Origin of the sequence: Phreatobacter stygius (genome assembly GCF_005144885.1) — a bacterium.
In the GTDB taxonomy this organism is placed as follows: domain Bacteria; phylum Pseudomonadota; class Alphaproteobacteria; order Rhizobiales; family Phreatobacteraceae; genus Phreatobacter; species Phreatobacter stygius.
Map to the genome: position 1 here is coordinate 5507432 of NZ_CP039690.1, position 21175 is coordinate 5528606.

The 21175-nt window shown below is 66.2% G+C and carries 23 protein-coding genes; 11 read left to right on the forward strand and 12 right to left on the reverse strand.

Going from position 1 to position 21175, the window contains the following annotated elements; genetic code table 11:
- The first annotated feature begins 70 nt into the window (after positions 1–70).
- Both E8M01_RS26050 and E8M01_RS26055 read left to right on the forward strand, forming a co-directional pair.
- Complete coding sequence (locus tag E8M01_RS26050; RefSeq protein WP_136962813.1) at positions 71–766, forward strand: helix-turn-helix transcriptional regulator; 696 nt, start codon at positions 71–73, stop codon at positions 764–766.
- Positions 767–834: 68 nt separating this feature from the next.
- Positions 835–1302, forward strand: coding sequence for a nuclear transport factor 2 family protein (locus E8M01_RS26055; RefSeq protein ID WP_136962814.1), 468 nt, complete (start codon positions 835–837; stop codon positions 1300–1302).
- 36 nt (positions 1303–1338) lie between these two features.
- Here E8M01_RS26055 and E8M01_RS26060 read toward each other — a convergent pair whose 3' ends face one another.
- The 3 genes from E8M01_RS26060 to E8M01_RS26070 all read right to left on the reverse strand — a co-directional run bounded on the left by E8M01_RS26060 (position 1339) and on the right by E8M01_RS26070 (position 5507).
- Complete coding sequence (locus tag E8M01_RS26060) at positions 1339–1974, reverse strand: TetR/AcrR family transcriptional regulator (RefSeq protein WP_136962815.1); 636 nt, start codon at positions 1972–1974, stop codon at positions 1339–1341.
- Positions 1975–2086: 112 nt separating this feature from the next.
- Complete coding sequence (locus E8M01_RS26065) at positions 2087–3742, reverse strand: outer membrane protein (protein WP_170182080.1); 1656 nt, start codon at positions 3740–3742, stop codon at positions 2087–2089.
- 151 nt (positions 3743–3893) lie between these two features.
- On the reverse strand, positions 3894–5507 hold the full coding sequence (locus tag E8M01_RS26070) for an outer membrane beta-barrel protein (protein WP_170182081.1): 1614 nt from the start codon (positions 5505–5507) through the stop codon (positions 3894–3896).
- 264 nt (positions 5508–5771) lie between these two features.
- On the opposite strand from E8M01_RS26070, the gene E8M01_RS26075 reads away from it, so the two are divergent.
- From E8M01_RS26075 to E8M01_RS26105, 7 genes are all read left to right on the forward strand, one after another.
- Positions 5772–6644 carry an NmrA family NAD(P)-binding protein gene (locus tag E8M01_RS26075; RefSeq protein ID WP_136964840.1) on the forward strand — a complete coding sequence of 291 codons (873 nt, stop codon included), beginning with the start codon at positions 5772–5774 and terminating at the stop codon, positions 6642–6644.
- Between the two features lie 83 nt (positions 6645–6727).
- Positions 6728–7234 carry an anthrone oxygenase family protein gene (locus E8M01_RS26080; protein ID WP_136962818.1) on the forward strand — a complete coding sequence of 169 codons (507 nt, stop codon included), beginning with the start codon at positions 6728–6730 and terminating at the stop codon, positions 7232–7234.
- A 163-nt stretch (positions 7235–7397) separates the two neighbouring features.
- Positions 7398–8438: an ABC transporter ATP-binding protein gene (locus tag E8M01_RS26085; protein WP_136962819.1), complete on the forward strand. Its 1041-nt coding sequence runs from the start codon at positions 7398–7400 to the stop codon at positions 8436–8438.
- A gap of 57 nt (positions 8439–8495) precedes the next feature.
- A complete protein-coding gene (locus tag E8M01_RS26090; RefSeq protein WP_136962820.1) occupies positions 8496–9794 on the forward strand; it encodes an ABC transporter substrate-binding protein in 1299 nt (432 codons plus the stop codon).
- 97 nt (positions 9795–9891) lie between these two features.
- Entirely contained in the window at positions 9892–10773 is an 882-nt protein-coding gene (locus E8M01_RS26095; protein WP_136962821.1) for a carbohydrate ABC transporter permease, read from the forward strand.
- A gap of 44 nt (positions 10774–10817) precedes the next feature.
- Entirely contained in the window at positions 10818–11645 is an 828-nt protein-coding gene (locus E8M01_RS26100; protein ID WP_136962822.1) for a carbohydrate ABC transporter permease, read from the forward strand.
- A gap of 54 nt (positions 11646–11699) precedes the next feature.
- Positions 11700–12539 carry an endonuclease/exonuclease/phosphatase family protein gene (locus E8M01_RS26105; RefSeq protein WP_136962823.1) on the forward strand — a complete coding sequence of 280 codons (840 nt, stop codon included), beginning with the start codon at positions 11700–11702 and terminating at the stop codon, positions 12537–12539.
- Positions 12540–12572: 33 nt separating this feature from the next.
- Here E8M01_RS26105 and E8M01_RS26110 read toward each other — a convergent pair whose 3' ends face one another.
- The 3 genes from E8M01_RS26110 to E8M01_RS26120 all read right to left on the reverse strand — a co-directional run bounded on the left by E8M01_RS26110 (position 12573) and on the right by E8M01_RS26120 (position 14857).
- Positions 12573–12917, reverse strand: coding sequence for a cupin domain-containing protein (locus tag E8M01_RS26110; protein WP_136962824.1), 345 nt, complete (start codon positions 12915–12917; stop codon positions 12573–12575).
- Between the two features lie 123 nt (positions 12918–13040).
- A complete protein-coding gene (locus E8M01_RS26115) occupies positions 13041–13586 on the reverse strand; it encodes a winged helix-turn-helix transcriptional regulator (protein WP_136962825.1) in 546 nt (181 codons plus the stop codon).
- 110 nt (positions 13587–13696) lie between these two features.
- A complete protein-coding gene (locus E8M01_RS26120) occupies positions 13697–14857 on the reverse strand; it encodes an AI-2E family transporter (RefSeq protein WP_136962826.1) in 1161 nt (386 codons plus the stop codon).
- A 98-nt stretch (positions 14858–14955) separates the two neighbouring features.
- Here E8M01_RS26120 and E8M01_RS26125 point away from each other — a divergent pair, with 98 nt between their 5' ends.
- Positions 14956–15684: a class I SAM-dependent methyltransferase gene (locus tag E8M01_RS26125; RefSeq protein ID WP_136962827.1), complete on the forward strand. Its 729-nt coding sequence runs from the start codon at positions 14956–14958 to the stop codon at positions 15682–15684.
- A gap of 147 nt (positions 15685–15831) precedes the next feature.
- A complete protein-coding gene (locus tag E8M01_RS35145; RefSeq protein ID WP_170182082.1) occupies positions 15832–16005 on the forward strand; it encodes a hypothetical protein in 174 nt (57 codons plus the stop codon).
- A gap of 406 nt (positions 16006–16411) precedes the next feature.
- Here the strand turns inward: E8M01_RS35145 and E8M01_RS26130 are convergent, their stop codons facing one another.
- From E8M01_RS26130 to E8M01_RS26155, 6 genes are all read right to left on the reverse strand, one after another.
- Positions 16412–17482, reverse strand: coding sequence for an ABC transporter substrate-binding protein (locus E8M01_RS26130; RefSeq protein ID WP_136962828.1), 1071 nt, complete (start codon positions 17480–17482; stop codon positions 16412–16414).
- Entirely contained in the window at positions 17479–17811 is a 333-nt protein-coding gene (locus E8M01_RS26135; protein WP_136962829.1) for a hypothetical protein, read from the reverse strand. The genes E8M01_RS26130 and E8M01_RS26135 overlap by 4 nt, the downstream gene beginning before the upstream one ends.
- Positions 17808–18566 (reverse strand): ABC transporter ATP-binding protein, encoded by a 759-nt coding sequence (locus E8M01_RS26140; RefSeq protein WP_136962830.1) that lies wholly within the window; start codon positions 18564–18566, stop codon positions 17808–17810. Before E8M01_RS26140 ends, E8M01_RS26135 begins: the two co-directional genes overlap by 4 nt.
- Before the next feature lie 10 nt (positions 18567–18576).
- Positions 18577–19383 (reverse strand): ABC transporter permease, encoded by an 807-nt coding sequence (locus tag E8M01_RS26145; protein ID WP_136962831.1) that lies wholly within the window; start codon positions 19381–19383, stop codon positions 18577–18579.
- A complete protein-coding gene (locus E8M01_RS26150; RefSeq protein ID WP_136962832.1) occupies positions 19380–20159 on the reverse strand; it encodes an ABC transporter permease in 780 nt (259 codons plus the stop codon). The genes E8M01_RS26145 and E8M01_RS26150 overlap by 4 nt, the downstream gene beginning before the upstream one ends.
- A 224-nt stretch (positions 20160–20383) precedes the next feature.
- On the reverse strand, positions 20384–20956 hold the full coding sequence (locus tag E8M01_RS26155) for an aspartate-alanine antiporter-like transporter (protein WP_170182083.1): 573 nt from the start codon (positions 20954–20956) through the stop codon (positions 20384–20386).
- Positions 20957–21175: the final 219 nt, after the last annotated feature.

Here is a 21175-nt window from a genome sequence, read left to right on the forward strand (position 1 = left end):
TGACGGCAGGCTAAGGCCGGCCTGTGTCAAAAAATGTCAGGAGCCCCCGAGGCTGCCCGAAGGGGGGACCATGTCCAAGCGGTCGGAACGCCTTCTCCTGCTCATGCAGGCCTTGCGCCGCCGCCGCAGGCCGGCGACCGGCCAGGTGCTGGCCGATGAAATGGGCATTTCGCTCCGCTCGCTCTATCGCGACATCGAAACGCTGAAATCGCTCGGCGCGGCGATCGATGGCGCGGCCGGCCTCGGCTTCCAGCTGCGCGCCGATTATTTCATGCCACCGCTGATGTTTTCGGAGGCCGAGGTCGAAGCCCTGGTTCTCGGCCTGCGTTCGCTGATCCATGGCCCGGATGCCGACATGGCCGAGACGGCGCGCGATGCCAGTGCCAAGATCGCCGCCATGCTGCCGGAGGACCGGCGTGGCGACATGGAGGCGGTCGGGCTGTTTGCCGTGCCGGGCAGGGCACCCGAGGCCGCCGACCATACGCTCGCCGACCTGCGCAAGGCGCTGCGCGACGAATTGCAGGTCGAGCTCAGCTATCGCGACGGCGAAGGGCAATTGACCGAGCGGACCATTCATCCCGTGGCCTTGGGTTATCGCGACGACGGCCAGATGCTGGTCGCCTGGTGCATGCTTCGCGGCGACTACCGCCGGTTCCGCATCGAGCGGATGGAACAGGTCAGGCTGACCGACCGGCGCCTGCCGCGGCCCCGGCGCACGCTGCTCCATGAATGGCGCATGGCCAACCAATTGCCGGACCTGGCCTGAACGGCCGGGTGGACCACGCTCGCGATGCGGGCTTTGATGCGGAAAAATCAGGCCGAGGAGGAAACGCCATGGACACGACGGCCATGCTGAAAGAGTTCTGCGCCGCGGTGGAGGCAAGCGACGGCAAGCGTTTCGCCCGTCTGTTCGCCGAGGACGCGGTCTATCACGACCTGTTCTATGGTGCCTTCGAGGGCAGGGCCCGGATCGCCGAACTGATCGACGACTGGTTTCACCGCACGGCCCGCGATTTCCGCTGGGACCTGCACGATCCCGTCTCGGATGGCCGGCGGCTCTACGCCTATTACACCTTCAGTTATGTCTCGACGCTGCCCGAGGCCGGCGGCAAGCGGGTCGGCTTCGAGGGCGTCGCCCGGATGAAGCTGCGCGACGGTCTCATCACCGAATACCGCGAAGTGGCCAATGTCGGCCCGACTTTCGTGGCGATCGGCTTTCCGCCCGAGCGGGTCAGCAAGATCCTGGCGCGCGAAGGGGCGGAGCTTGCCAAGACACCGGCGATGCAGCGACATCTCGCCTGAACGTGCGGCGGCCTGGTATCCAGCGCCGGCGACGTCTCACACCGGCAGCAATTCCCTGAGCATCATCTGCTTTAACGCCTCCACCAGCGCGTCGCCCTCGGCGCGGTCCATGCCAATGGCGAGCCGGACCGTGGAGCCGACAAGATGCATGGTGAGGAAGGCCGGCGTGTCGAGCGCGGCGCGATCGGCCTTGGGGTCGAGACGCGCCAGCGCCTCGGCGAGCATGGCGCCGAGGATGCGGGTTTCGGCCAGGTCCATGTCCTGCAGCGTCCTGTCGGCCTGGGTGCCCGACCAGATGTCGCGCATGACCGGTTCGGCCAGGAACAGCGCGTAATAGGTATCGATCAGCCCGGCCAGGGCGGCGCGCAGCCCGGCGACAGTCCGGACCTTGTCCAGTTCGGTCTTGATGCAGGCCTGCTCCTGGACATTGTAGCGCTCGGCGAGCGTGCGGATGATCGCCGCCTTGTCTGGAAAATACTGGTAGAGCGAACCGATCGAGACGCCCGCGGTCTCCGCGACCTCGCCCATGCGCATGGCGTCGCTGCCCTTGGCCGCGATCAGCTCGGTCGCCGCCGCCAGCATGCGCTCGACACGCTCGCGGCTGCGGTTCTGGCTCGGCTGGCGGCGCAGCGGTGTGGCCTCGGCCGAGGCGAGGGGGGTGGCATCGGCCATGGGCATCCTTGTCCTGACGGTTTCGCGTCAGTCCATGAATATGAGGAATTGTCACAAGCGTAAAGGGGGCTCTCCGGCCATGCCCGCCGCGCGGCGGCCTCGCATGGCGATATCAGAACCGAGCTGCCGCCTGCACGAAGCCGCCATAGCGTTCGGTCATGACATCCAGTGGTTGTGAGCCGGCGCGATCGAAATCGGGCGTGCTCCTTTCGAACCGCGCATGGCCTGTCGTGGCCATGCGCCAATAGCGGGCGCCGAAGCCGACGCTGAAGGCCCGCGTCACCTGATAGCTGAGGATGGCCTCGAGCTGGATGCCGGAATGGCCGGTGCCGTCCTGTGGTGTCGGACCGGTGAAATCGACCTGATCGATCCTGAGCCAGTGGCTATCCGTTCCGCTGAGCGCGGTATAGGCCAGCCACGCCGCTTCGGCGGTCAGCGTCAGCCGATCGGTGAGCATGACGTCGCCGGTGAGGCCGAGCCGCAGTGAATGCCACTGGCTCTTTTGCGAGATCATCTGGACGGTGCGGCCAAGATCATTGGGCGGTGTGCACCAGTCCAGGGCGATGGAGACGCAGCCCATCCCATTGGTCCGCTCGGCGTAATAGTGGTAGCCGACGAAGCCGCCGAGCCGATAATTGGAGCCGCGCAGGAAGGTGTAGCCGATATCGGCGCTGACATAGCCGAGATGGCCGTTGCGCTGATCGCTCAGCGTTGCCGAATAGGGATTCTGGAAGGGCGGGAAATCCTCGTCCTTGAGCTGGCCGCTGCCGAGCTTGCCGGTGCCGGCAAAGCCCTTGATGAACCAGCCGCTGGGCGTGTGGTCGATGCGGAAGAACGTCTCGGCCGCAAGCCCGGAAAGCCCGCCATAGGCGAGCCGCGACCCCAGGTCGGATCGATCGTATATGTGCAAGTCGTTTCGCGTGCTGCCAGTGCTGTACCAAGTGCGCAGGCCGGTCTCGACCGTAAAGTCGGACTGGGGCGCGGCGGTGCCGGCGGCGGCCGCCGGCCCGAAGCGATAATTCAGGCCAGCCCGCACGATATGGCCGGCGAGGCCGAGCTGCGCATGGGTCTGACGCCATGAAGGCGCGGACCGGAAGCCGACCACCGTGGTCGCGCCGAGATTGTAATGGAGATATTCGAGCCGGGCCGAGAGCCTGTCGGTGAGGACATATTCGATGCCGGCGCCGGCGGCCCAGCCGACACGCAGGTCGCGGTCGGAGCCTGAATAGGCGGTCCCAGGATAAGTCAGGCTCTGCGACGACGTCACCCGGCCATAGGCAAGGCCACCGGTCAGATAGACCAGCAGCCGGTCGGTCGGCGTGACGCCGAACCGCACCCGCGTCGTGCCGAACCAGTCGAGCCTCTGGCGGTGCGCGGCGACGAACGGATAACCGTCGGCGTCCACGCCGCTGGCGCCGGCGGCTGCGGTGCCCGTGGTGAACGAGAAATCCTGCTCCGCGCCGACCACGAATGAGCCGAACTGGACATTGGTGCCGAGCTGGCCGCCGCCGATGAAACCAGAGGAGCGGGCGGCGTAGCCAGCCGGCAGCGCGGGCTCCCAGCCGCTCCAATAGCCGGACGGAAAGCCATCGACCGCGCTTCTGCCCTGGCTGAACATGCCGCCGAGATGGATGCCGAGATAGGGCCCGGTCCAGCTGGTCGGGGCTGCGAGCGGCTGGAGTTCAAGATCGCTGGCATGAGCGCGCAGCGACGCAAGCGTCGTCCCGAGCGTGACGAGGCATAGGGCCGCAAGCCGAGAGTATCTCACACAGGTCCCCGCAATGATCACCGATTGGGCGTATCAAAGGCGAGTGGCGACGTCTGCGGCCGTTTCGGCGCGGCAGCGCTGCCGTTGAAGAGGGTGCTTCTACGCCATTTGCCGTATTGCGCGGCAAGGCGCGGGAGGCTCGCGCCAGGTCTCAGAACCGGGCTGCCGCCTGCACGAAGCCGCCATAGCGCTCGGTCCTGAAGTCCTGCGGCTGGGCAAAGCCGCCGGCCTCGACCTTGGCGGCATCGACACGGCCTGTGGTTGCCATGCGCCAGTAGCGGCCGCCGACGCCGATGCTGAAGGCAGGCGTCATCTGATAGCTGAGGACCGCTTCCAGCTGCAGGCCGGAACGGCCGGTGCCGGTCTCCGGGATCGGCCCCGACAGGTCGAAGGGATTGATCCGGAGCCAGTGGGAATCCGTCGCGCTGAGCGCGACAAAGGGCAGCCAGGCGGCTTCGGCGGTCAGCTTCAGGCGGTCGGTGAACATCAGGTCGCCGGTCAGGCCCAGCCTCAGCGAATGCCAGTTGCTCTTCTGGGTGATCACCAGCACCTCGCCGGGAATCTGCCCCGGTGGGCAGATGTTCGAAGTGGTCGACCGGCAGCCCATGGCATTCAGCCGTTCACCGAGGAAGTGGTAGCCGACGAAACCGCCGAGGCGATAGCCTGGGCCTTGAAGAAAGCTGTAGCCGATATCGGCGCTGAAATAGCTGAAACGACCATCCTTGAGGTCGCTGACGGTGGACGAATAGGGGGTGATGAAGGGCGGGAAATCCTCGTCCTGCAGCCGGCCCGCGCCGATCTTGCCGGTGCCGGCGAAACCCTTGACGAACCAGCCGCTTGGCCGATGGTCGACGCGGAAGAAGCTTTCCGCCGCATGGCCGCCGAGATTGCCATAGGTCAGCCGCGATGCGAGGTCCGACCGGCTGTAATAGTGCAGGTCGTTGGCCGTGCTGCCGCTGCTGTACCAATATCTGAGGCCGGTCTCGACGGCGAAATCGGACGTGGCCCGCGCCGGGCCGAAGGCGCGCGCGCCGATCGCCGCCGGATCGAGACGATAGTTGAGGCCGGCCCGCAGGATATGGCCGGTGAGGCCGAACCGCGTGGTGGTCGCGAGCGGCACCGCCGGCGAGGCGAAGCCGAACAAGGCGGTGCCGCCGAGATCGTAATAGAGATATTCGAGCCGGGCCGAGAGCGTCTGGGTGAGGGCATAGTCGAGACCCGCGCCGGCGGCCCAGCCGACCCGCAGGTCGCGGTCGGCGCCGGCAACGGTCACATCCGGCAGGGCCACGCTGGATGTGACATTGACCTGGCCATAGGCGAGGCCGCCGGTGACATAGAGCAGCAGGCGTTCGGTCGGCGTGACGCCGAGCCTGAGCCGTGTCGTGGCGAGCCAGTCGAGCTTCTGGCGGAACGACGAGGCATAGGGGAGCCCGGCGCTGACCATGCCGCTGGCGCCGTTGCCGGGGCTCAGCGTCGTGACGGAGAAATCCTGCTCGAGGCCGAGGACGACAGGACCGATCCGGATATGGGCGCCGATCTGGCCGCCGCCGATGAAGCCGGCGGAGCGGGCCTGGTGGGCCGCCGGGACCGCTGGATCCCCACCCGCCCAGTTGACGTCGGGAATGCCGGTGACACCGCTGCCGCCGCTCCCCCCGATGCCGCCGAAATGAACACCGAGATAGGGGCCGGCCCAGGGGGTTCCACCAGCTGGCGGCAGCGCCGGCAAGGCGGGGGGATCGGCTGCCCGCGCATCCTCCGGCGCCAAGGCCGAAGTCATGGCCGCGAGGCAAAGAGCTGCAAGCAGAGATTGTTTCACGTCACCCCCGCAACAATGCCCATGCGTAACAAGGCGGAACACCGTCGTCTGCCGTCAATTCGGCACGGCAGGGCTGCTGCTGAACCACGCGGATCTACGCCATTTGCCGGATTGCCTTTGCGCCGTTTCGATTTCGCTTGACGTCCAAAATATGAGGATTTATCACATTACAAATGTGAGTTTCCCTCATGTTGGAGAGCGGCCATGAATGCGATGAAAGCAGACAAGCAGATCGAGCCGGTCCTGGTCCCGGTCCTGGTCCCGGTCCTGGTCCCGGTCCTGGTCCTGGGCGGCACCGGCAAGACCGGCAGGCGGGTGGCTGAGGGCCTCGAGGCGCGCGGCGTCGCTGTGCGCATCGGTTCCCGGTCGGCGACGCCGGCCTTCGACTGGAACGACCAGGGGACCTGGGCCGCAGCGCTCGAGGGCGTGTCCGCCGCCTATATCGCCTATCATCCGGATCTCGCGGTGCCCGGGGCCGCCGCGGCGATCGAGGCCTTTATCGGCCGCGCGGTCGCCAGCGGGGTCACCCGGCTGGTGCTGCTCTCCGGCCGCGGCGAAGAAGAGGCCCAGCTCTGCGAAGCCATTCTGCAGGCCTCCGGCGCGGACTGGACGATCCTCAGGGCGAGCTGGTTCAACCAGAATTTCAGCGAGGGCGCCTTCATCGAGGGCGTGCTGTCCGGCGAGATGACGCTGCCGGCAAATGATGTGGCGGAGCCCTTCGTCGATGCCGACGATATTGCCGATGCCGCGGTGGCGGCGCTCACCGAACCCGGGCATGCCGGCAAGCTCTATGAGTTGACCGGGCCGGATCTGCTGACCTTCGCCGAAGCCATCGCCATCATTGCCAAGACGGTCGGCCGAGAGATCCGCCATGTTCAGGTGCCCGTCGAAGACTATGTCGCCGCGGTCGCCGCCCAGAATCTGCCAGCCGACATCGTGTGGCTGGTGGGTTATCTGTTCTCGACCGTCCTCGACGGCCGCAATGCCTATCTGACCGGCGGGGTCGAGCAGGCGCTCGGCCGGCCGCCGCGCCGTTTCGCCGACTATGTTCGCAATGCCGCCGCCAGCGGCGTTTGGAACGTCTGAACATCACCGCCCTGATCCGCTCCGTTCCGGCAGGCGCGGACACCCTCTTGGACATGACACCCTTTTGGAGATGGAGCATTGCCATGATCGACCGCAGTCTCTTCGCGCTCACCTTTGCCGCCGCTCTCGGCAGCGGCGTGATCGGCGGCACCTTCTTCGGTTTCTCGGCCTTCATCATGCAGGCGCTTGGCCGCATTCCGCCGCTGGCCGGCATGGCGGCGATGCGGTCGATCAATATCGTCGTGATCAACCCGGTTTTCCTGGGCGCCTTCATCGGCACGGCGGTGATCGCCGCCTTGCTGACGGTCACCGCGCTGTTCCGCTGGTCCGAGCCTGGCGCGGCCTGGCTCGTCGCCGGCTGCCTGCTCTATGTCGTCGGCACCTTCGTGGTGACGATGGTCTTCAACGTGCCGTTGAACGACGCCCTGGAGGCGGTCCAGCCGGAGAGCCCCGAGGGTGCGGCGCTGTGGACCCGCTACCTCACCGATTGGACGATGTGGAACACCGTCCGGACCTGGGCCGGCCTGGCCGCGGCCGCGGCGCTCACCGTGTCTCTCTGTTTGCAGTTCCGCAGCATCGCCGGGGCTTGAGGGCCTGCGGGATATCCAATGCCGTGCAGATGATTGGGCCGCGCGAATGAATTTTCTCATTCTCGCGGCCCAGCGGCATTTTCCGTGCGTCGACCGGTACCCAAGCCGCCAGGAAATGCTCTACCGTCCGGCTCCCTGCCGCAGAGATTCTAAGGGAGATGCCGTGGCCGAGGTCGAATTATCGGGTGTGACCAAGGCCTTCAGCGGGCAGGCCGCGGTGAACGACGTGTCGTTTGCGGTCGCCGCCGGCCATCTCGTCGCCCTGCTCGGGCCATCCGGCTGCGGCAAGTCGACGACGCTGAGATTGATCGCGGGGCTGGAGCAGTCCACCGCCGGCACCATCAAGATCTCGGGGCGCGACGTGACCCATACGGCGCCCGCCGAGCGCGGCGTCTCCATGGTGTTCCAGAGCTACGCGCTGTTCCCGCATCTGAGCGTCGAACAGAACATCCTGTTCGGCCTCGAGGTGCGCAAGGTGCCGAAGCCGGAGCGTATCGCACGGCTGAAGCGGGCGGTCGGCATCCTCGGCCTCGACCAGCTGCTCGACCGCAAACCCTCGCAACTGTCCGGCGGCCAGCAGCAGCGCGTCGCACTTGGCCGCGCCATCGTCGCCGAGACGCCGGTCTGCCTGATGGACGAGCCCTTGTCCAACCTCGACGCGCAGCTTCGCCTCGACATGCGCCGCGAGATCCGCGCGCTGCAGCGCCGGCTCGGCGTCACCATGATCTATGTCACCCATGATCAGGTCGAGGCCATGACCATGGCCGATCGGATCGTGCTGATGCGGTCGGGCCATGTCGAACAGCACGGCACGCCGGAAGAGCTCTATGGCCGGCCGGCGACCGTCTTCACGGCGCGTTTCATTGGCACGCCGCCGATGAATGTGCTGCCCTTGGCGGCGCTGGGCGAGGCGGCCGCGCGCTTCGCGCCCGATGGCCGCGATGCCTCGACCGTCTCGCTCGGGGTTAGGCCCGAGCATGTCCGCCTGAGCGACACCGGCATTCACGCGACCGTCACGGCGGTCGAATATCTCGGCGCCGACAGCCTCATCGATGCGCGCATCGGCGACGGAGCGCTGGCGGCATCCTTTGTGGTGCGCGTGCCGGGCAAGGTCGCCGCCGGCGAGGGCGGCAGGCTCGGCCTCGACTGGGATGTGGCCGACACCCACCATTTCGATACGGCAAGCGGGCGGCGGATCGCCTAGCCTCGGACGAAAAACCCGATAAGCTCGCCGGCAAACAAAAACACGGGAGGACTGAGCATGACCCGATCCATCGACCGCCGCGCCGTTCTGCAGGGCGCTGCAGCCATCGCTGCCGCTACCGTCGCGGCACCGGCTTTGGCACAGGCGCGCACCGAAGTGTCGTTTTTCTATCCCGTCGCCGTCGGCGGCCCGATCACCAGGCTGATCGACAGCTTCGCCGCCGATTTCGAGAAGGAAAATCCCTCGATCGCGCTGAAGCCGATCTATGCCGGCACCTATCAGGAAACCATCGTCAAGGCGCTGACCGCGCATAAGAGCGGCACGCCGCCGGTGACCTCGGTGCTCCTGTCCACCGACATGTTCACCCTGATCGACGAAGAGGCCATCGTGCCCTTCGACGATTTCATCCGCACCGATGCCGACAAGGCCTGGCTGAAGAGCTTCTTTCCGGGCTTCATGGAAAACAGCCAGACCGAGGGCAAGACCTGGGGCATTCCGTTTCAGCGCTCCACCGTGGTGCTCTATTGGAACAAGGAGGCCTTCAAGGAGGCTGGCCTCGACCCGGACAAGCCGCCGGCCACCTGGGCCGAGCAGGTCGCCTTCGCCGAGAAGCTGACCAGGCGCGACGGCGGCAACACCACCCAGTGGGGCCTGCAGATCCCGGCCTCGGGCTTCCCCTATTGGCTGTTCCAGGGATTGACGACCCAGGCCGGCGCGATCCTGATGAACAGTGCCGGCAATCGCACCGCCTATGATGCGCCCGAAGTCATCGAAGCGCTGCAATATTGGGTCGACCTGTCGCGGAAGCACAAGGTTCACCCCACCGGCATCGTCGAATGGGGCACCACGCCGCGCGATTTCTTCGAGCGCAAATGCGCGATGATGTGGACCACCACGGGCAACCTGACGAGCGTGCGCGCCAACGCCAAATTCCCCTTCGGGGTCGGCATGCTGCCGGCCGGCAAGCGGCGCGGCAGCCCGACCGGCGGCGGCAATTTCTACCTGTCCAAGAAGGTCTCCAAGGCCGAGCAGGAGGCCGCCTTCAAGTTCATCCAATGGATCACCACGCCGGAACGGGCCGCCAAATGGGGCATCGACACCGGTTATGTCGCGACCCGCAAGGACAGCTGGGACACGCCTGAGATGAAGGCCTATGTCGCCGGCTTCCCGGCCGCGGCGGTCGCCCGCGACCAGCTGGAATTCGCGGTCGCCGAGCTCTCCACCCACGAGAACCAGCGCGTCACCAAGGCACTCAATGACGGGCTCCAGGCAGCGCTCACCGGCACCAAGACGCCGGAGGCGGCCATGAAGGACGCGCAGGCCGAGGCCGAGCGGATTCTCAGGGCCTATCGGTGAAGGGGAACAGCGCAAATCAACCCTCTCCCTCTGGGAGAGGGTCGTTTCGTCAGGGCTATTCACGCTGCCGTTCGGGTTCGGTGCAGGCCGCGGCAACATGACCTCTTCGGCCAACCGCACCTGGACCCATGCCTGGCTGATGCTGGCGCCCTCGCTCGCGCTTCTGGCGCTGTTCACCCATTGGCCTGCCATCGCCACCTTCATCGACAGCTTCTATTCGACGCCCCGGCCGCGCCGGCCCTCGCGCTTCGTCGGCATGGACAATTTTGAGCAGATGCTGACCGATCCGGTGTTCTGGCAGGCCATGTCGAACAATTTCTGGTTCGCTGTCGGCACTATTCCCGTGTCGATCGCGCTGGCGCTGCTGATGGCCATCTGGGTCAATGACAAGATCGCCGGGCGGACCCTGGCGCGCATGGCCTTTTTCACGCCGACCGTGCTGCCGATGATCGCGGTCGCCAATATCTGGCTGTTCTTCTACACGCCGCAATATGGCCTGCTGGCCCAGGTGCTCGGCGCCTTCGGCATGAATTCGCCGAACTGGCTCGGCTCCAAGGACACCGCGCTGTTCGCGGTCACCGTGGTGGCGGTCTGGAAGGAGGCGGGCTTCTTCATGATCTTTTATCTCGCCGCCCTGCAGACCGTGTCGCCGAGCCTTGCCGAGGCGGCGGCGCTGGAAGGCGCCTCGCGCTGGACCTATTTTCGGCGTGTCCAGTTTCCCTTGTTGATGCCGACCACGCTGTTCGTGCTGGTCAACGCGGTGATCGGCGCCTTTCGCACCATCGACCACATCTTCGTCATGACCCGCGGCGGTCCCGACAACGCCACCGCGCTCCTGCTCTATTACATCTACCAGGTTGGCTTCAGCTTCTGGGACACCGGTTATGCCGCGGCGCTCACCGTCGTGCTGCTGGCTCTTCTCGGCCTCATCGCGCTCGTCCAATACGGCCTGCTCGAACGGCGGATCCATTATCGATGAGTCAGTCCTGCGATGAGTCAGTCCTGCGATGAGTCAGTCCTGCGATGAGTGACGTCTACGCCCCGCGCGGCCTCGCCCGCATCCTGGAGACGGCTGGCGCCTGGCTGCTCGCGCTGCTTTGGATCGCGCCGCTGGCCTATGCGGTGTGGACGGCGTTCCATCCGCCGGAATTTTCCACCCGGTTCGAGCTGTTCGCGCCGCTCACCCTCGAAAACTTCGCCCGGGCCTGGGAAGCCGCTCCCTTCGCCCGCTATTTCCTCAACACCTTCGTGCTGGTGACGGTGATCCTGGCTTGCCAGCTGGTGCTCTGCACGCTCGCGGCCTTCGCCTTCGCCCGTTATGCGTTTCCCGGACAGACGCTGGTCTTCGCCCTGGTGCTGGCGCAGCTGATGATCATGCCCGACGTCTTGATCGTCGAGAACTACCGGACCATGGGCCGCATCGGCATCCTGGATTCGATTCCCGCCATCGGCTTGCCCTACATGGCCTCGGCCTTCGGCATCTTCCTGTTACGCCAGACCTTCAAGACGGTGCCCCGGGAGCTCGACGATGCCGCCCGCGTCGAGGGTGCAACCCCGCTCCAGGTGCTCTGGCGCGTCTATGTGCCGCTCGGGCGGCCGGTTTATGTCGCCTATGGCCTGGTCTCGGTCAGCTATCACTGGAACAATTTCCTCTGGCCGCTGATCGTCACCAATTCGGTCGAGGCGCGCCCGCTCACCGTTGGCCTGCAGGTGTTCTCCTCCACCGACCAGGGCGTCGACTGGTCGATCATCTGCGCGGCGACGCTGCTCACCGCCGCGCCGCTGCTGATCGGCTTCCTGCTGTTCCAGCGCCAGTTCGTGCAGAGCTTCATGCGGGCGGGAATCAAGTGATAGCGAGGCATTGAGATCAATGCAGTCTTCGCCGGAACAGACGAGCTCAATTCTATGAAACTGATCACCTGGAACATCCAATGGGGCCTCGGCGTCGACGGCATCTTCAGCCTCCGGCGCATTGTCGACCATGCCCGCCAGCTCGCCGATTTCGACGTGCTCTGCCTGCAGGAGGTGGCCGACAACTTCCCTCAGCTCGAAGGCAGTTCCGGCGAGAACCAGTTCGCGGTGCTGGCCGGGCTGCTGCCGGGCTTCACCCTGATCGAGGGCGCCGCGGTGGACGTGCCTGACGGCGAGGGCGGCCGCCGCCGTTTCGGCAACGCCTTGTTGTCGCGGCTGCCGGTCGGCCAGGTGTTCCGCCATAGCCTCGCCTGGGAGGCGGCCGAGGCCCGCTCGATGCCGCGCCTGACGATCGATGCCATGATCGAGGCACCGTTCGGCCCGGTGCGGGTGATGACCACCCATCTCGAATATTCCCACACGCTGTTGCGCGCGGCCCAGGTGGAAAGCGTTCGTGACGCCCACCGCCAGGCTGCCGCGCGGGTGAAGCGTCCGCCGCTCGAAGGCGGCATCGCGCCCTTCGCGCCGCAGCCGGTGACCGCGTCGGCCATTCTCTGCGGCGATTTCAACATGAAGCCGTCGGATCCCTCGAAGGCGCGGCTGGAAGCCTCTTTCGGGGACGGCACGCCGGGCCTGGTCGATCTCTGGATGGCGAAGCATCCAGGCGAGCCGCATCCGCCGTCGTTCTGCCTCTACGACCAGACCTACGGCCCGGCCCATTGCTGCGATTTCGTCTTCGCCACCGGCGATGTCGCCGAGCGGGTCACGGCGATCGCCTATGACCTCGCCACCAAGGCCTCGGATCATCAGCCGGTGGTGGTGACGCTCGCGTGACGGCGGGGCTCCGGCGGTGGCGGACGCCAGGCGTCATTCGAGCCATTCGGTGATGAAGCCGCCGCTTTCGTGAATGTCGATGGTCTCCAAGAGGCCCGGCCCGAGATTGCCGAACTTGTGCGGCACGTTGGCCGGCGCCACCAGGATCTGGCCGGCCTCGACCTCGATCTCCCGTTCACCGACGGTGAACAGGGCGCGGCCGGTGCGCACGATGAAGGTTTCCGGATAGGGGTGGCGATGCAGCTTCGGCCCCGCGCCGATCTCGGTCTGGCTGACGAAGATCACCGAGACACCGGCGCCGGCTGCCGCGCCTTGCCACTCGCCATGCCAGCGGCCGGGCTCGAAGGCCCAGTCTTCACGTCTGATCAGCTGCGCCATCGGTCGAACAAGCTCCCGGTTCAAGGCCGCAGTCGGATCGCGATCGACGCCGATCCGGCCAGCATCATGCCGTGAGCTTAATGCCGTCATCGGAACCGTCCAGATGAGTACGCGCCCTTGCGCTCAGAGCACGGCCGGAACGATGTCGGCCGGTGGACTGGCCTGCCTGGTCCGGGCGACAACCTCTTCATAGGCTGCCTGCAAGGTCGCGCGAACGCTGGTTTGTGGCGCTTGCGCGTCCGGTTCGACCGGAAGGCCCAGGTGTTCCAGGCGCAACTCGGCCATGAACCGCTCCCAGAGCGCCGGCCCGCCTTCTTCCAGCAGCTGCGCGCGAATGCTCAGCTCTTCGCTCACCGGCAGCCAGCGGCGGCCCCAGGCGCCAAGATGGGCCAGGATCGGCAGGACGCTGATCGCCATTTCGGTCAGGCTGTAGATCGCCTTCTGCTTGTGGCTCGGGTCGTCGGCCTTGGTCAGCATGCCCATGTCGACCAGCATCTTCAGCCGATCCGCCAGGATGTTGGAGGAGATGCCTTCCTCCGAGCGCATGAGCTCACGGAAATGCCGCCGGTTGCCGAAGATCACGTCACGGATGATCAGCAGGCTCCATTTGTCGCCGAATATTTCCAGCGACAGATTGATCGGGCAGCCCGACCGGTGGGCGTGGTCCATATCATCCCCTTGATGATGGCTTCTCAAGAACTGCTTGCAATATCGCACCGGTATGTCCGGGAGGCAACTGGTTGCGATGTGGACGGGCAAGCATGCGGCGAGGCGTCGGATCATGGCGGGCTATTGGCCGGCTCCGGCACGGGCCGCCACTGTTCGATCAGCATCAAGGTGATGGTGACCGTCAGCGGGCCGAGGACCAGCCCGGCCGCGCCGAACAGCGCGAGGCCGCCGATCATGGCAATGAACATGGGCACCGTGTGGAGGCGTATGCGGCCGCCGACCAGCAAGGGATAGAGCACGTTGTCGATGCCGCCGATGACGATGCCGCCCCAAAGCGTGAGAATGGCGGCCTTGCCCCAATCGCCGGTGATAGCGAGATAAAGTGCGGCGGGAAACCAGACGATGAAGGCGCCGAGCACCGGCACGATCGCCAGGATGGCCATGACCAGGCCCCAGAGCAGCGGTGTCGGCAGGCCGAGAAACCAGAACATCAGACCGCCCAGCGCGCCTTGCAGCAGGGCGGTGACGAAGGTTCCATAGACGGTTGCGTGGATGGTGTCGTCGACGCTGCGGAACAGCCGTTCCGTCGCCGGCTCGCGCAGTGGCGACAGGCTGCGCAGATAGCCGAGGATGGCGCGACGATCGCGCAGGAAATAGAACAGCAGATAGAAGGTGACCAACGCGACCAGCAATTGGGTCATCGAGCCGGTGACCAGCGACGTGCCGGCATTGGTCAGCCAGGTCGCGGCATTGCCGAGGATCGTGGTGAGCTCGATCTGCTCGCCGATCCAGGCGACCACCGGCCCGAGCCAGGGATGGATCGAAACCGCGTGCTGCAGGTTGCCGGCCTGGACCTCGGCCTGCAGCAGGCCGGCGCCCTTGGCGGCCTCGACCGCCAGCCTTTGCCCGACCGCGAGGAACGGCACGACGACGACCATGATCACCAAAGCGACCGACAGCGCCGCCGAAAGGCCGGGCCGGTGCGTCAGGCTTTCGAGCCGGCGCTGCAAGGGGGCCGCGAGCACGGCCAGCGCCAGGGCAAAGGCCAGGGCCGACAGGAAAGGCAGGGCGATCAGGTAGCAGAGATAAAGGCCGATGACGGTTGCCGCCATCTGGGCGAGGCTGCGCGGCGACCAGCCGTCGAGCGCCTGGCTGAACGCCAGGCGGAAGCTGCCGTGGCCGGATGGTGTTTGGTGCGCCGGCGCGGGGTGAGGCGCGTGCGCGCCGATGCGCGGGGCGGGTGGTGTCGAAGCCTGTGCGGGGTCAGCCATGCGCGAACAACGCCGCAAGGGCGTCCTGGTTCGAATCCGCCACCGATCGGGTTATGCAGAGCCCGCCGGCTTTCGACACCTACCAGGAGCACGCCACCATGACCGAGACGCCTGTCGACCGGGCGCATTGGGCGCGGGTCGCCGCGCAATGGACCGCCTGGGCGCGCGCGCCGGGCCATGACGCGTTCTGGGCCTATCGCGATGCGCTGCTGGCCTTCATCGGTCGCGGCGAGGCGCGGGCTCTCGAGGTCGGCTGCGGCGAGGGGCGGGTGTCGCGGACCCTGAAGGAGCTTGGATATCACGTGACCGCCACCGATGCGGTGGCCGAACTGGTCGATGCCGCGGCGGCCGCGCGGTCGGCCGATCGTTATGCCGTCGCGCCCGCGGCGTCGCTGCCGTTCGAGGACGGCAGCTTCGACCTGATCGTCGCCTATAACGTGCTGATGGATGTCGAGGACGTGCCGGCTGCGCTGGTCGAAATCAGCCGGGTGCTGGCGCCGGGCGGCGAGGTCGTCATCTCGCTGGTTCATCCGTTCTGCGACCGCGGCCGGTTCGCCGGCCCCGAGCCGGACGCGCCCTTCGTGGTCGAGGGGTCCTATTTCGGCCGTGAACGGTTCGAAGGCAGCGAAGAGCGCGGCGGCCTGACCATGGAGTTTGCCGGCTGGTCGCAGCCGCTCGAGGCCTATGCCGAAGCCCTGACGCGGGCGGGCCTTGCCATCACCGGGTTGCGCGAGCCGGTGCCGCAGGTGACCGCCGATGATGATTCGCGTCAGAAGTGGACACGGCTGCCGCTCTTCCTCTGGTTGAAAGCCAGGCGGCTGGCATAGTCGCGGGCGTGTATCGGCAAGGATGTCCACAGCTCCGGCATGGTTATTGCCTTGAACTCATTAACTATGGCGGGCTCATGCTGTAGAAATCGGGTCGGCGCGATAGGGGAAGGCGTGGCAATGGCAACAGGGCAGGTTTTTCTTTTCATGTTTCTGATGTTCGCCGATGGGCAATACGTCCATACGGTGGATCGCATGGCATCGGTGCAGGCCTGTGAAGCCGAAGAGCGGAACCGGCTCGAGAAATACAAGGTCGACGACAATCTGCGCTCGATCACGGCGTCATGCTTCAGGGTCGCGACCTCGCAGACGCCGACCTGAATGGCGAATAGTGCGTGGCGAATAGCGCATGGGGATGACGCGGACAGCGCGGCGCTCCCTCTCCTGCGAAGCCCCGACAACCCTCTCCGTTTGGGCTACGACATTCACAGATCTCTCAAAGGGGCCTGAATTCGCCACCTCTCAAGGCTTCGCACGAGAACCACGGATAGCGCATGCGCCGTCCTTTTTCGTCATGGCCGGCCTTGTGCCGGCCATCCACGCATTGCCTTGACCGCGGAGGACGTGGATGGCCGTGACAAGCACGGCCATGACGAAGCGAGAAACACCGCGCCAAGACATGGATTGTCGAGATGTGTGAATCCGGTAGCCATTTGGGAGAGGGTTGATTCGACGGCGTTTTTCGTCGCGACACGCACCGCGCGATGCGCCCCGCAACGGTTTCCCCTTACGGCGTGAACACGAAGCCCGGTCCGATCGCCGCATCTGCGGGAATCGCCGGCAGGTCGCTGAACAGGCCCGGCTGCTCGGCCATGACCTTCAGCATGTGGCGCGGCTCGATATGTTTGTTGACGTCGAAGGTTGCCCGCACGAAGCCGAGCCGGTGCAGGCGATCGACCGCGCTCCACAAGGCGCGGTAATTATTGGCTGAGAGCCGGCGGTCGGCCTGCTGGATGTTGAACTCCATCGCCGCTTCCGCGACATCCGCCTTCAGGCCGGGAATCCAGCGGGTGGCGACCTGCGCGGCGGCCTTTGAGTTCTTGCGCATCCACTGGTCGGCTTCCGACACGGCCGCCAGGAATTTCTCGATCGTCGGGCCGTTGCGCTCGATCCATGGCCGCAGCGCGACGTTGAAGCCGACATAAGAAATGACATTGCCGCCGCGCACCACCTCATAGGCGCCGGGCACGTCCTTCAAGGCGACGATCGGCCAGGGATCCCAGCCGGAGAAAGCATCGATGCCGCGGGCGAGCAGCGCCACCGTCATGTCGGGCGGCGGGGTGTTGACCAGCGTCACGTCGGCTGGCGCCAGCCCGGCCTTTTCCAGGAGCGCCAGGATATAGAGATGGTTGATCGTGCCGAAGGAGGCGGCGATCTTCTTGCCCTTGAGGCTTGAGAGATTGCCCTTGTCGATGCCGCTGTCGGCGCGCGCGATCAGAGCCATTGTGGCGTCCGAACCGCGCCGTGTGGCATTGCCGCTGTAATTGCCCAGCGCCACCAGGTCCATGCCACGCAGCACCGCACCGATCATGGGAACGCCGACCTGGACGATCTCGCTTTCGCCCGCCTGCAGGGCGTTCAAGGCGTCGACGCCGGTGGCATAGGGCCGGGCAATGGTGACATCCAGGCCCGCCTTCTCGAAGAAGCCGCGTTCGAGCGCGATCGGCAGGCCGATCTGGTCGATGCCGGTGACCATGCCGGCCTTGAGCTTGGTCATGGTCTGCGCCTGCGCCCAATGCGGCACCAGGCCCGGCGCCGCTATCAGCGTGCCGGCAACGATGGTTCTGCGCGTGATCATGATGCTCCCTCCCTCAGTGGCGCTATCCGCCTGACCCAATAGAGCCGGGCAATGGCGGTGAGATCGCTTTTTGCGATGCCTCTCAGTTCGACGGTATTGCCCTCCGTGCCGGACACCCGGCCATGGCGCTGAAACACCAGGATGTGGAAGCGCTCGGGCGGAAACGGCAAGGTGATCAGGGCGTTGACGCGAAGTCTTTCGGGAAAGCCTTCGGCGATCTTGGCCGGTGCCGCGATGGCGAGCCAGGCCTGCCAGACAAGCCAGAGGACCAGAAGCCCGGCGAGGATCCGGACCTTGGTCGAGGCCAACGCGGCGCGCACCAGGGTCACGCCGACCTCACCAGGCTGAGCACCCGGGCCGACAGGTCCTTGAACTGGTCGTTCTGGACGAGCTCGTCCCAGACGCGCGGGCGGGGCAGGGCGACCTCGACCTCTTGCTTCACCCGGCCCTTGGACAGCACGATCACCCGGTTCGCCAGGAACACGGCTTCCGCGACATCGTGGGTGATGAACAGCACGGTCGGCCGCCGCTCCTGCCAGATGCGCGTCAGCTCCTCCTGCAGCGTCATGCGCGTCTGCGCGTCGACGCTGGCGAAGGGTTCGTCCATCAGGAGCACGTCGGGCTCGTTGGCCAGCGCGCGGACCACGCCGACGCGCTGCTGCATGCCGCCGGAGAGTTCGTTCGGATAGCGGCCGGCGGCCTCGGTCAAGCCGGCCAGCGCCAGATATTCGCGGGCGATGGCGTCGCGCTCGGGTTTCGGAACGCCGCGCATCTTCGGCCCGAAGCCGACATTGTCGATCACCGTCTTCCAGGGAAACAGGGCAAAGGACTGGAACACCACGCCGCGGTCCGGCCCCGGTCCCCTGATCGGCCGGCCGCCGACCAGGATCTCGCCGCCGGAGGCCGGGATGAAACCGGCGATCATGTTGAGAATGGTCGACTTGCCGCAGCCGGACGGCCCGACGATGGAGACGAATTCGCCCTCGGCAATGTCGAAGCTGACGTCCTGCACGGCGGTGACGTGGACGCCGGCATAGGCATCGAAATAGGTCTTCGACAAGGCTTTCAGGCTGAGTGTCTTCATGATGACCGCTTCACGGCGTCACGAGCCCCCATCGCTGTCCGGTGGCCCGCTCGATGGGCGCCAGCACCCAGGCGTCGACAATGTACCAGAGGATGCCGAGCACGATCATGCCCAGCACGATCTCGACCACCGAACCGGCACGCCGGGCGTCGAACATGAGAAAGCCGATGCCGCTGGTGCCGACGATCATCTCGGCGGCGATCAGCGCGCGCCAGCCGTAACCGAGGCCGTTGCGCAGGCCGGTGACGATGTTCGGCAGCGCGCCGGGCAGCACCACCTCCCACAGGATGCGCGGCGGCGAGGCGCCGAGGCATTGGGCGGCGCGGGTCAGGTCCTGCTTGACCGAGCGCACGCCGAGCACGGTGTTCAGCACCACCGGGAACAGCACGGTATAGACGATGACGAAGGTCATGGTGGTGAAGCCGAAACCGAACCAGATGATCAGGATCGGCAGCCAGGCAATGTCGCCGATCGCCTGGAAGAACAGAAGGATCGGCGAGAGCAGGGCATGGGCGCGCGCATTGAGCCCGACCAGCAGGCCGAGCGGAATGCCGATGGCCATGCCGGCCGCGGCGCCGACCACCAGCCGGCCGACGCTGTCGGCGAGATAGTCGGGCAGGATGCCCTTGTACATGAGGTCGCCGAACGCGCGGATGACGTCGATCGGGCCTGGAAAGAAGGCGCGCGGAAACAGGCCGGCGTCGGCGACCACGGCCCAGAGCACGATGAGCGGCACGAAGGGCACGATGCTCTGCAGCACCGGAAAGCGCGCGGTCGTGCGGACATAGGCGCCATAGGCTTTGAGCAAGGGGGTCATGCCGGCCGCACCATGCCCCAGCGCTCGATCGTCGCCCGTTCGAGCGGCGCCAGTACCAGTCGGTCGATGGCGAGCCAGATCAGGCCGATGACGATCATGCCGAAGACGATGACTTCGGTCCGGTAGAAGTCGCGGGCGACGAACAGCATGTAGCCGAGGCCGACATTGGTCGCGATCATCTCGGCCGCGATCAGGCCGCGCCAGGCAAAACCCAGGCCCGTGCGGATGCCGGTGACGATATTGGGCAGCGCGCCCGGCAGCAGCACATCGGTGAGCATGGCCAAGGGCTTGGCGCCGAGCGAGGCGGCGGCATGGCGCAGCGGCATCGGAATGGTCGAGACACCGAGCAGGGTGTTGTAGGCGACGACGAAGAACACCGCGTTGAAGATGACGAAGATGATCGCGCCGAAGCCATAGCCGAACCAGAGCGTTGCGATCGGGATCCAGGCAATGCCGGCCAGCACCGAAAAGAACCGGAGCAGCGGCGTCACGAAATTCGACACGCCCTGGCTGACCCCCATGGCGATGCCGAGCGGCACGCCGGCCAGGATGGCCAGCGCGGTGCCGAGCACGACGCGCAAGAGGCTCGCCCCGACATGCTGGATCAGCGAGCCGTCGCGGATGCCGTCGAGGCCGGCCTGGGCGACCGAGACGATATCGGGGAAGACCTGCGGCGAGACGCCGAACAGCGGCACGACCACGGCCCAGACCATGAGCAGGAACAAGAGGGGCGCCGCGAAGGTCAGCGCCTTCAGCGCGCGGTTGGTCTGCCCCATTGCCTGGCCTCTCTCGCAGACGAAAAAGTCGAACAGCAACACCAACAAACGTTTGCGCGTCGATTAGGCCCCAGCTTGGCGGTCTCGTCCATGCGCGAATGCCGGGGCGGGCGCATGGCATGATTGCATGGCCACGCCTTTACTTGGCGAGCCGCGGCCCTAGGCGGTTTTCGGGGGCATGGTTCCGCCCCGGTCATCCGTGCAGCCGGTTCCCGGAAAAAAGCCTATGTCAGGGCGACGATCGCCGGCCCGAGCACGGTCAGCACGATATTGCCAATGGCGTAAGGACGGTGAAACCGAGGATCGGCGCCGGGCTTTCGGCGAGATCGCAGGCCGCCAGCATGGGCGGCGTCCTGGGTCTGGGCGCCGGCGAGCTGCGGCAGCAGCGTGACGACGACGCCGGCGACAAGGATCGTCAGGCCCGCCCTACCCAGCGCTGAAGCCGCTTGCGGTCCGGCGGTCCGGCCGACCAGGGCGCAGAACGAGGCGAGGCCGAAATCCCACATGATCTGGGTCGCGGCGGGCGGCACCGGCGCATCGGCTGGGCGGCGGGCATGGCACCAGCCGAAGGCGAGACCCGCGATGAGCGCCCCGCCACCGGCCGAGAGTGTCACCGGAAGGCCCTTGATGGTCAGGCTGAGGAGGCCGATCAGCACACCCGACAGAAGGCCCGCTGCGAGAAAGGCGATGTCGGCCCGGTTGCCCTGGCTGGCGAGCGTGCCGATCAGGGGCACGGTCGCGGCAAGCCGATCGGCGGGGCCGGCAAGGGTCAGCACGTCGCCGGTGCTGGCGGCCACAATGTTTTGTTTCTGCGAAACGAGATCTCAATGGGTTAGCGGGGGCAGATCGAAACCTCTATCCCTGGGGACCAGAATTCGCTGTCCTGCGAGAAACGAAGCGGCAAGCACCAAAAAGGCCGGGCGAGCGCCCGACCTTTCGGTTGAATCATGATGCCAACAAAGTCGCTAAAAGACTCCGGCGATCTCGGAACGACAATAGAAGGTCGCCGGAACGTG

Coding starts and splice junctions, on each gene's coding strand:
- E8M01_RS26100 (WP_136962822.1), top strand. CDS start 10,818: ATGAGTGACGTCTACGCCCCGCGCGGCCTCGCCCGCATCCTGGAGACG.
- E8M01_RS26110 (WP_136962824.1), bottom strand. CDS start 12,917: ATGGCGCAGCTGATCAGACGTGAAGACTGGGCCTTCGAGCCCGGCCGC.
- E8M01_RS26140 (WP_136962830.1), bottom strand. CDS start 18,566: ATGAAGACACTCAGCCTGAAAGCCTTGTCGAAGACCTATTTCGATGCC.
- E8M01_RS35145 (WP_170182082.1), top strand. CDS start 15,832: ATGTTTCTGATGTTCGCCGATGGGCAATACGTCCATACGGTGGATCGC.
- E8M01_RS26120 (WP_136962826.1), bottom strand. CDS start 14,857: ATGGCTGACCCCGCACAGGCTTCGACACCACCCGCCCCGCGCATCGGC.
- E8M01_RS26145 (WP_136962831.1), bottom strand. CDS start 19,383: ATGACCCCCTTGCTCAAAGCCTATGGCGCCTATGTCCGCACGACCGCG.
- E8M01_RS26060 (WP_136962815.1), bottom strand. CDS start 1,974: ATGGCCGATGCCACCCCCCTCGCCTCGGCCGAGGCCACACCGCTGCGC.
- E8M01_RS26125 (WP_136962827.1), top strand. CDS start 14,956: ATGACCGAGACGCCTGTCGACCGGGCGCATTGGGCGCGGGTCGCCGCG.
- E8M01_RS26130 (WP_136962828.1), bottom strand. CDS start 17,482: ATGATCACGCGCAGAACCATCGTTGCCGGCACGCTGATAGCGGCGCCG.
- E8M01_RS26080 (WP_136962818.1), top strand. CDS start 6,728: ATGATCGACCGCAGTCTCTTCGCGCTCACCTTTGCCGCCGCTCTCGGC.
- E8M01_RS26095 (WP_136962821.1), top strand. CDS start 9,892: ATGACCTCTTCGGCCAACCGCACCTGGACCCATGCCTGGCTGATGCTG.
- E8M01_RS26075 (WP_136964840.1), top strand. CDS start 5,772: ATGAAAGCAGACAAGCAGATCGAGCCGGTCCTGGTCCCGGTCCTGGTC.
- E8M01_RS26055 (WP_136962814.1), top strand. CDS start 835: ATGGACACGACGGCCATGCTGAAAGAGTTCTGCGCCGCGGTGGAGGCA.
- E8M01_RS26050 (WP_136962813.1), top strand. CDS start 71: ATGTCCAAGCGGTCGGAACGCCTTCTCCTGCTCATGCAGGCCTTGCGC.
- E8M01_RS26105 (WP_136962823.1), top strand. CDS start 11,700: ATGAAACTGATCACCTGGAACATCCAATGGGGCCTCGGCGTCGACGGC.
- E8M01_RS26150 (WP_136962832.1), bottom strand. CDS start 20,159: ATGGGGCAGACCAACCGCGCGCTGAAGGCGCTGACCTTCGCGGCGCCC.
- E8M01_RS26115 (WP_136962825.1), bottom strand. CDS start 13,586: ATGGACCACGCCCACCGGTCGGGCTGCCCGATCAATCTGTCGCTGGAA.
- E8M01_RS26090 (WP_136962820.1), top strand. CDS start 8,496: ATGACCCGATCCATCGACCGCCGCGCCGTTCTGCAGGGCGCTGCAGCC.